Source organism: Roseateles sp. (genome assembly GCF_036486225.1).
Lineage (GTDB): Bacteria > Pseudomonadota > Gammaproteobacteria > Burkholderiales > Burkholderiaceae_C > Roseateles.
The window spans coordinates 1-7,758 of record NZ_DASVNZ010000238.1 but is presented as its reverse complement, the minus strand read 5'-3'; the positions used below and the strand labels follow the sequence as shown (position 1 = coordinate 7,758).

Here is a 7,758-nt window from a genome sequence, read left to right as displayed (position 1 = left end):
GCCCTGCGGATCGCCAGCGCAAGACCTGACCCGTCCGTCAGCAGGGTGTCGTTGGCGCAGCCGGCCAGGTCGGCGGTGAGGTGCAAACCGTTCATGGATACGGTCAGCCGGCCGGCTGCCCCGCCTCGGAGAGCAGTGCGTGGCAACGCTCCTCGTGCTGGGTGATCTCTTCGAGCGTGATCTCGATGTCGTTCAACTGCTGCTGCAACTGGCGGCGGTGCTGTTCCAGCACGCCCAGGAAGGCGCGCGCCTGCGGCACCGTGTCCGACTGGCTGTCGTACATGTCCACCAGCTGCTTGATCTCCTGCAGCGACAGACCCAGCCGCTTGCCGCGCAAGGTCAGCTTCAGCCGCGTGCGGTCACGCTGCGTGTACACGCGGTTGCGGCCGGCACGGGCGGGCGTCAGCAGGCCCATGTCCTCGTAGAAACGGATCGCGCGGGGGGTGATGTCGAACTCGGCGGCCAGCTCGGTGATCGTGAACAACGGTCCCGCGTTGTCACCGGCCTCGGGCAGCGCGTCCTCGGACAGGTCGTCGGCCGGGGTCGGGCGGGATGAGGGGCTCATGGCTACACTGGCAAATGACGTTGACGTAAACGTAAGTCTAAAGCCATGGCCAACCCTCGCGAATCGGAACTCTCCTACCCCCTGGGCGACACGCTGCCAGGCGCCGGCGAAGCGCTGGACCTGCTGCCCGGCGTGCGCTGGGTGCGGATGGGCCTGCCCTTCGCGCTGGACCACATCAACCTCTGGCTGCTGCGCGACACGCTCGACGGCTGCGAAGGCTGGACCATCGTCGATTGCGGCATCCACAACGACACCACGAAGGCGAACTGGGAACGCGTCTTCGCCGAGCGCCTGGACGGTCTGCCGGTGCTGCGCGTGATCGTCACGCACTTCCATCCCGACCACCTGGGGCTGGGCCACTGGCTGACCGAGAAGTGGCAATGCCGGCTGTGGATCAGCGCCACCGACTATCAACTGGCGCGGGTCGCGTCCTCGTCGACGGTCGGCCTGGGCGGTGAAGCGGCCGCGGCCTTCTTCGGCAGCCACGGGCTGAGCGACCCCGCCGCGCTGGACAAGATCCGCGGCCGCGCGAGCTACTACCCGAGCATGGTGCCGGCGATCCCGGCGGCGTTCCGCCGGCTGATGGACGGCATGACGGTGCGCATCGGCGACCACGACTGGCGCTGCCTCGTGGGCTACGGCCATGCGCCCGAACACATCAGCCTGTTCAGCGAGACGCAGGCGCAGGGGCGAGGCGTGATGATCTCCGGCGACATGATGCTGCCGCGGATCTCGACCAACATCTCCGTCCTCGATGTGGAACCCGAAGCGGACCCGCTGCAGCTCTACCTGGATTCGATCGCGCGGCTGACCGCGCTGCCGCCCGACACGCTGGTGCTGCCGGCGCACGGCAAGCCCTTCCGGGGTCTGCATTCGCGCATCGATCAGTTGGAAGAGCACCACCGCGAGCGTCTGGCGGAAGTGCTGGAAGCCTGCACCGCGAAGCCCTGCCACGCGGCGGAGTTGCTGCCGATGATGTTCCGCCGGCCGCTGGACCTGCACCAGACGACCTTCGCGATGGGCGAGGCGGTGGCCCACCTGAACCGGCTGTGGCTGGGCGGACAGTTGCGGCGCTCGTTGGACGAGGACGGCATCCACCGCTTCTCGGCCTGAAGCAGAAAAACGGTCCCCAGAAAGACAGTCGCCGCCGCCCCGATCACGGGACGGCGGCGCTGCGCCTTTTTGTGCATCAGCTTGTCGGCTCTGAGCGCGGGTTGTCCGGACACAGCCTGTTGGCTGGGGAACCCAAAGCGCCGCCGGGAGCGGAACGCGGGAGGAAGTTCTGACTCAGATGCGAGTGATGACAGCAATCCCCAGTGTGTCTCGACACTCAAACAGGCTACAAGCCCCCCTGAAGGGGGAACCCTCTGAAACGTAGCGGTACCACGCCCTTTTTCCACCGCCCTCTCCTGCCACCTCTCCCTCTTGCTCCCTCTCCCGCTTGCGGGAGAGGGCGGGGGTGAGGGCCAACGGCGGCGGCAGTACGAAAGCTTCCTACGCCTCGTCCATCAGCGGCAGCACCGCCTGCTTCAGACGATCGCGCGCCAGTTCGTATTCAGGGAACACGGACCGCACCACCGCCCAGAACCGCGGGCTGTGATTCATCTCCTTGAGATGCGCGAGTTCATGCGCGACGACGTAGTCGATCAGCGCCGGCGAGAAGTGGATCAGCCGCCAGTTGAGCCGGATCATGCCGTCGGCACTGGCGCTGCCCCAGCGCGTCTGCGCGGAGGACAGTCGCAGCCCCGTCATCGTGACGCCGAGCGGCCCCGCGAAGTGGCGGCACCGTTGCTCGAAGCGCTGCCGCGCCTGTCGCTGCAGCCAGGCCTGCACGGTGTCGCGGATCTGGTCGGGGGTCGCGTCTTGCGGCAGGCCGAGGTAGAGCATGCGACGCGGCACGGCGGCCAGCGTCGGCTGCGGATCGGCCTGGCCTTCGTCGAGTCGAGCGCCCGTCAGCGACGGGTCCAGCACCACGATCAGCGGCTCACCCAGGTAGGGCAGGCTGCAACCGTCGCCCCAGTGCACGCGGGCCGCCTGCGTGCGTCGCGCACGCTCGCGCTGCTCGACGAGCTTGCGCAGGATCCACTCGCCCTTCTGCTGCAGCGCCTTGTCGATGTCGCCCAGCGGCACCCACTTCGGCGCCGAGACGCGCAGGCCGTCCTCGCTCACGGTGAAACCGATGCTGCGACGTCGCGCGCGCTTGAGCTCGAACGGGATGGACTGCCCCTGGAGCAAGACCTGGCGCGTGGACGCGCCGGCGTCGCCGCGGGAGCGCGGCGTCGGCGCCAGAGGCTCCGGTGCGGGCAGCGGGGATGTCGGCGGGGGCTGGGGCTGAGGCTCGGTGTCGAACAGCGACAGCTGCGTGAAGCTGTTCAGCAGTGCGCCCAGTCCCCGCAGCTTGGAAGGCAGCATGGACTGCGAGTGTAATCAGGCCGCTGCCGGCGTGGGCGGCGGCGCGGGGGGAGCCGGCGGCGCGGGCGGTGCCTGGGGCACGTCGCCCGCCGCGGCGGCCGGGTAGGCGGCGGGATCGAGCACCCGCATCTCCGCCTCGATCCAGGCCTGCACTTCCTTCATCAGCTCGGCCGGCGCGCGACCGGTGCTGGGGATCATCGGACCGATGGAGACGTCGATGGTGCCAGGTCTCAACAGGAAGCTCTTGCGCGGCCAGCAGGTCGCCGAGTTCATCGCGATCGGCACCACAGGCACGCCGGTCTCGACCGCCAGGCGCGAGCCGCCGGTCTTGTAGTCGCCGGCCTTGCCGCGCGCCACGCGCGTGCCTTCCGGGAACATGATGATCCAGTTGCCCAGCGCCGCGATCCGCTTGCCCTGCGCGGCCACCTTGTTCCAGGCCTCGCTGCGCTTGCTGCGGTCGATGTGGATCATGTCCAGCCGCGCCATGGACCAGCCGAAGAACGGGATGTAGATCAGCTCGCGCTTGAACACGTAGGCCAGCGGCCGCGGCATCAGCATCGGGTAGGCGAAGGTCTCCCAGGTCGACTGGTGCTTGGACAGCAGGATGACCGACTGTTTCGGATCAGTGGGCAGGTGCTCCATGCCGCGCACGCGCCAGTGCACGCCGCAGATGAGCTTGGCGCCCCAGATCGCGACGCGCAGCCAGTTGGCGCACATCCAGTAGAGCTGTGTGCTGTTCAGGAACAGCGAGCACAGCACCACCGCGCTGCCCCAGGGGACGACCGTGACGATCAGGTAGACGACGAAGAGGATGGAACGCAACGCGATGAGCATCAGCTCAGATCTCCAGGGGCGGTATCGGGTTCGGCGGATTCGCCCCGTGACTCGGCGCGGGCGCGGCGTTCCGCGTGGATGAGGGTTTCGGCGAAGGCCGCCAGGTCCTGGTGCACACGCGAGCCGGGCACGAGCGCGATCTGCTCCTGCAATTGCGCCTCGTCGACGCCGGCCAGCCGGTCGCCGCGCACCAGGTGCGGCACGCAGCCGGCGTTGTGCGCTGTCTGCAGGTCGCGCACGCTGGCGCCGACCATGTGGACGTTCTTCAGATCGACGCCGAAGCGCTCGCCGATCTGTTCAATCAGGCCCGGCAGCGGCTTGCGGCAGTTGCAGTTGTCTTCCGGCGCGTGCGGGCAGAAGAAGGCGGCGTCGAGCCGCCCTCCCCGCTCCGCCAGCAGCTGGTTGAGCCGCAGGTGGACGGCGTTCAGCGAAGCCATGTCGATCAGCCCGCGGCCAATGCCGGGCTGGTTCGTGGCCATGACGGTGTGCCAGCCGGCGTGGTTCAGCCGCGCGACGGCCTCGAGCGCGCCGGGCAGCGGCTCGAGTTCCTCGGGCGACTTCACGTGGTCGTCGCGGTAGCGGTTGATCGTGCCGTCGCGGCCCAGGATCACCAGTTTCATGCCGTGCGGATGGTCGGACCGGTTAGGCATCGTGATCTCCAGTGAACTGCGCGGGGACGTCGATGAGGACCGGCCGTCAGACGGCCAGGCGCGAGAGGTCGGCCACGCGGTTCATCGCCTCGTGCAGCTGTTTGAGCAGCGCCTGGCGGTTGGCGCGCAGCGCGGGGTCCTCGGCGTTGACCATCACGTCGTCGAAGAAGGCGTCGACCGGCGCCTTCAGCGCGGCCAGCGCCTTCAGCGAACCGGCGTAGTCGTGTTGCTCGAACAGCGCGTCGGCCTGCGGCTTCACACCGGCCAGCGCGTCGGCCAGGGCCTTCTCGGCGGCCTCGGTCAGCAGCGCGGGCTTCACCTCGGTCGGCACCTCGCCCTCGACCTTCTTGAGGATGTTGCCCACGCGTTTGTTGGCCGCGGCCAGCGAGGCCGATTCCGGCAGCGCCGCGAAGGCGCGCACCGCGCCCAGGCGCTTGGGCACGTCGCCCAGGCGCGCCGGGTTCAGGGCCAGCACGGCGTCCACTTCCTGGGCGCTGTAGCCCTGGTCGCGCAGGCTGACCGCCAGGCGGTCAGCGAAGAAGCTCAGCAGCGGCTCGCTCGGATCCTGGATCAGCTCGCCGAACGCGGGCAGCGCGCCCTCGATCAGCTCCGGCAACGACAGGTGCATGTGGTTCTCGACCAGGATGCGGATCACGCCCAGCGCATGGCGGCGCAGCGCGAACGGATCCTTGTCGCCGGTGGGCAACTGGCCGATGCCGAACAGGCCCACCAGCGTCTCCAGCTTGTCTGCCAGCGCGACGACGGTGCCGGTGTGGTTGCGCGGCAGCGCATCGCCGGCGAAGCGCGGCTTGTAGTGGTCCTCGATGGCCTTGGCGACGCCGTCGCGCAGGCCTTCATGGCGCGCGTAGTAGCCGCCCATGATGCCCTGCAGCTCGGGGAACTCGCCGACCATGTCGGTCAGCAGATCGGTCTTGGCCAGCAGCGCGGCTTCCTTGACCTTGCTGTCGAGCATGTCGAACTCGTCCTTGGCTTCCGCCGTGTACGGGTGCTGGGCCATGCGCAGCTGGTTGACGATGGTGTGCGCGATCGTGCGGACGCGTTCGGCGCGGTCGCCCTGGCTGCCGAGCTTGCCGTGGTACACGACCTTGCCCAGGCCTTCGACGCGCGAGGCCAGCGTCTTCTTGCGGTCCTGGTCGAAGAAGAACTTCGCATCGGCGAGACGCGGACGCACGACACGCTCGTTGCCCTCGACGACCTTGGACGCATCGTCCGGATGCACGTTGCTGACCACCAGGAAACGGTGCGTCAGCCTGCCGTGGCTGTCCAGCAGCGGGAAGTACTTCTGGTTGGCCTTCATCGTGAGGATGAGGCACTCCTGCGGCACGGCCAGGAACTCGGGCTCGAACTGGCACGAGAGCACGTTGGGCAGCTCGACCAGCGCGGTCACTTCGTCCAGCAGCTCGGGGGCGTCGATGGGCGTCAGGCCCAGCGGCTCGGCCTGCGCCTGCAGCTGGCGCACGATGTCGTTGCGGCGCTGCTCGAAGGACGCGATCACGCGGCCTTCCTTGCGCAGCTGCTGCTCGTAGGTGTCGGCGCTCTTGATCGAGATCTCGGCGACCTGGGTCTCGAAGCGGTGACCGCGCGTCGTGCGGCCGGAACTCAGGCCCAGCGCGGCGACGTCGACCAGATCATCGCCATGCAACGCGATCAGGCCGTGGGCCGGGCGGACGAACTTGACGTCGCTCCAGCCGTCGGCCAGCTGGTAGGTCATGACCTTGGGGATCGGCAGCTTCGCGAGCGCCTCGTCCAGCGCCTTCTGCAGGCCGTCCTTCAGCGTGACGCCGGCGACGACGGTGTCCAGGAACAGCGCCTCGGCCTTGCCGTCCGGCGCGCGCTTCAGGCTGGGGACGACCGACGCGTCCGCACCGACCGAGGCCAGCTTCTTGAGCAGTGCGGGCGTCGCGTTGCCCGACGCGTCCAGCGCGACGGCGACTGGCATCAGTTTCTGCTGCACGGCGCGGTCCGCGGCCTTGGCGCCGACGCTGGTCAGGTGCACGGCCAGGCGGCGCGGCGTGGCAAACGCGGTCACCGCAGCACCGGCCTCGGCCAGGCCTTGCGCCTTCAGCGAGTCGGCCAACACGGACGAGAACGCCTCGCCCAGCTTCTTCAACGCCTTGGGCGGGAGTTCCTCGACAAACAGTTCGACGAGCAGGTTCTTCGTGGTCATGCTGGGGTGTTCCTCGTCGTCAGGCGGCGGTCTTCTTGTCGGCAGTCTTGTCCGACTTGTCAGCGGCCTTGTCGGCCTTGGCGGCCGCCTCGGCGCCCTTCTTCTCGATCTGCGCGATCACCTCGTCGGCCCAGTCCTTGGGCGCCATCGGGAAGCCCAGCCGCGCGCGGCTGTCCAGATAGCTCTGCGCCACGGCGCGCGCGAGGTTGCGGATGCGGCCGATGTAGGCGGCGCGCTCGGTCACGCTGATCGCGCCGCGCGCGTCCAGCAGGTTGAAGGTGTGGCCGGCCTTGAGCAGCTGCTCATACGCGGGCAGCGCCAGGTGCGCGTCCATCAGGTCCTTGGACTTGCGCTCGTAGGCGCCGAAGGCGTTCAGCAGGAAGTCGACGTCGCTGTGCTCGAAGTTGTAGGTCGACTGCTCGACCTCGTTCTGATGGAACACATCGCCGTAGGTCAGGCCGTCGGTGTAGACCAGGTCGTACACCGATTCCTTGCCTTGAAGGTACATCGCCAGGCGCTCGAGGCCGTAGGTGATCTCGCCGGTGATGGGCTTGCAGTCGATGCCGCCGACCTGCTGGAAGTAGGTGAACTGCGTCACCTCCATGCCGTTGAGCCAGACCTCCCAGCCCAGGCCCCAGCAGCCGAGGGTCGGGTTCTCCCAGTCGTCCTCGACGAAGCGGACGTCGTTCTTCTTCAGGTCGAAGCCGAGCGCCTCCAGCGAGCCGAGGTAGAGCTCCAGGATGTTGGCCGGCGCGGGCTTGAGCACGACCTGGAACTGGTAATAGTGCTGCAGGCGGTTCGGGTTCTCGCCGTAGCGGCCGTCCTTGGGGCGGCGGCTGGGCTGGACGTAGGCGGCCTTCCAGGGCTCGGGACCGAGCGCGCGCAGGAAGGTCGCGGTGTGGCTGGTGCCGGCGCCGACCTCCATGTCGTAGGGCTGCAGCAGGGCACAGCCTTGCTGGGACCAGTATTCCTGCAGGCGGAGGATCAGTTGCTGGAAAGTCAGCATAGGGACGTCGGGCCGTCGGCGGGCGCATTGGGGAAAACCGACCGATTCTATGTGCGCCCCGGGCGCGTCAGCGCCTGCTTCGCACCAGCACCGGCAGCACGCC

General features: G+C 68.4%; 7 protein-coding genes. 1 reads left to right on the top strand and 6 read right to left on the bottom strand.

The features are described 5' to 3' along the window. Positions 1–103 precede the first annotated feature (103 nt). On the bottom strand, positions 104–565 hold the full coding sequence (locus tag VF536_RS16205) for a MerR family DNA-binding transcriptional regulator (protein ID WP_331615900.1): 462 nt from the start codon (positions 563–565) through the stop codon (positions 104–106). Between the two features lie 45 nt (positions 566–610). Here VF536_RS16205 and VF536_RS16200 point away from each other — a divergent pair, with 45 nt between their 5' ends. Then, positions 611–1,678 carry an MBL fold metallo-hydrolase gene (locus tag VF536_RS16200; protein WP_331615899.1) on the top strand — a complete coding sequence of 356 codons (1,068 nt, stop codon included), beginning with the start codon at positions 611–613 and terminating at the stop codon, positions 1,676–1,678. A 381-nt stretch (positions 1,679–2,059) separates the two neighbouring features. Here the strand turns inward: VF536_RS16200 and VF536_RS16195 are convergent, their stop codons facing one another. Genes VF536_RS16195 through glyQ form a run of 5 tightly spaced genes read right to left on the bottom strand, consistent with a single transcriptional unit; the run spans position 2,060 to position 7,655 of the window. Continuing rightward, the gene (locus tag VF536_RS16195) at positions 2,060–2,977 is read right to left on the bottom strand and encodes a SprT family zinc-dependent metalloprotease (protein ID WP_331615898.1); all 918 of its coding nucleotides are present in this window, start codon (positions 2,975–2,977) and stop codon (positions 2,060–2,062) included. A 15-nt stretch (positions 2,978–2,992) separates the two neighbouring features. Then, positions 2,993–3,811, bottom strand: coding sequence for a lysophospholipid acyltransferase family protein (locus VF536_RS16190; RefSeq protein WP_331615897.1), 819 nt, complete (start codon positions 3,809–3,811; stop codon positions 2,993–2,995). After that, positions 3,811–4,461: a D-glycero-beta-D-manno-heptose 1,7-bisphosphate 7-phosphatase gene (gene gmhB, locus VF536_RS16185; RefSeq protein ID WP_331615896.1), complete on the bottom strand. Its 651-nt coding sequence runs from the start codon at positions 4,459–4,461 to the stop codon at positions 3,811–3,813. The genes VF536_RS16190 and gmhB overlap by 1 nt, the downstream gene beginning before the upstream one ends. A 46-nt stretch (positions 4,462–4,507) precedes the next feature. After that, entirely contained in the window at positions 4,508–6,649 is a 2,142-nt protein-coding gene (gene glyS / locus VF536_RS16180) for a glycine--tRNA ligase subunit beta (protein WP_331615895.1), read from the bottom strand. A gap of 19 nt (positions 6,650–6,668) precedes the next feature. Beyond that, entirely contained in the window at positions 6,669–7,655 is a 987-nt protein-coding gene (gene glyQ, locus VF536_RS16175; protein ID WP_331615894.1) for a glycine--tRNA ligase subunit alpha, read from the bottom strand. Positions 7,656–7,758 lie beyond the last annotated feature (103 nt).

Excerpts from the sequence above, each read along its gene's own strand:
- VF536_RS16205 (WP_331615900.1), bottom strand. The coding sequence starts at position 565 with ATGAGCCCCTCATCCCGCCCGACCCCGGCCGACGACCTGTCCGAGGAC.
- VF536_RS16200 (WP_331615899.1), top strand. The coding sequence starts at position 611 with ATGGCCAACCCTCGCGAATCGGAACTCTCCTACCCCCTGGGCGACACG.
- VF536_RS16195 (WP_331615898.1), bottom strand. The coding sequence starts at position 2,977 with ATGCTGCCTTCCAAGCTGCGGGGACTGGGCGCACTGCTGAACAGCTTC.
- VF536_RS16190 (WP_331615897.1), bottom strand. The coding sequence starts at position 3,811 with ATGCTCATCGCGTTGCGTTCCATCCTCTTCGTCGTCTACCTGATCGTC.
- gmhB (WP_331615896.1), bottom strand. The coding sequence starts at position 4,461 with ATGCCTAACCGGTCCGACCATCCGCACGGCATGAAACTGGTGATCCTG.
- glyS (WP_331615895.1), bottom strand. The coding sequence starts at position 6,649 with ATGACCACGAAGAACCTGCTCGTCGAACTGTTTGTCGAGGAACTCCCG.
- glyQ (WP_331615894.1), bottom strand. The coding sequence starts at position 7,655 with ATGCTGACTTTCCAGCAACTGATCCTCCGCCTGCAGGAATACTGGTCC.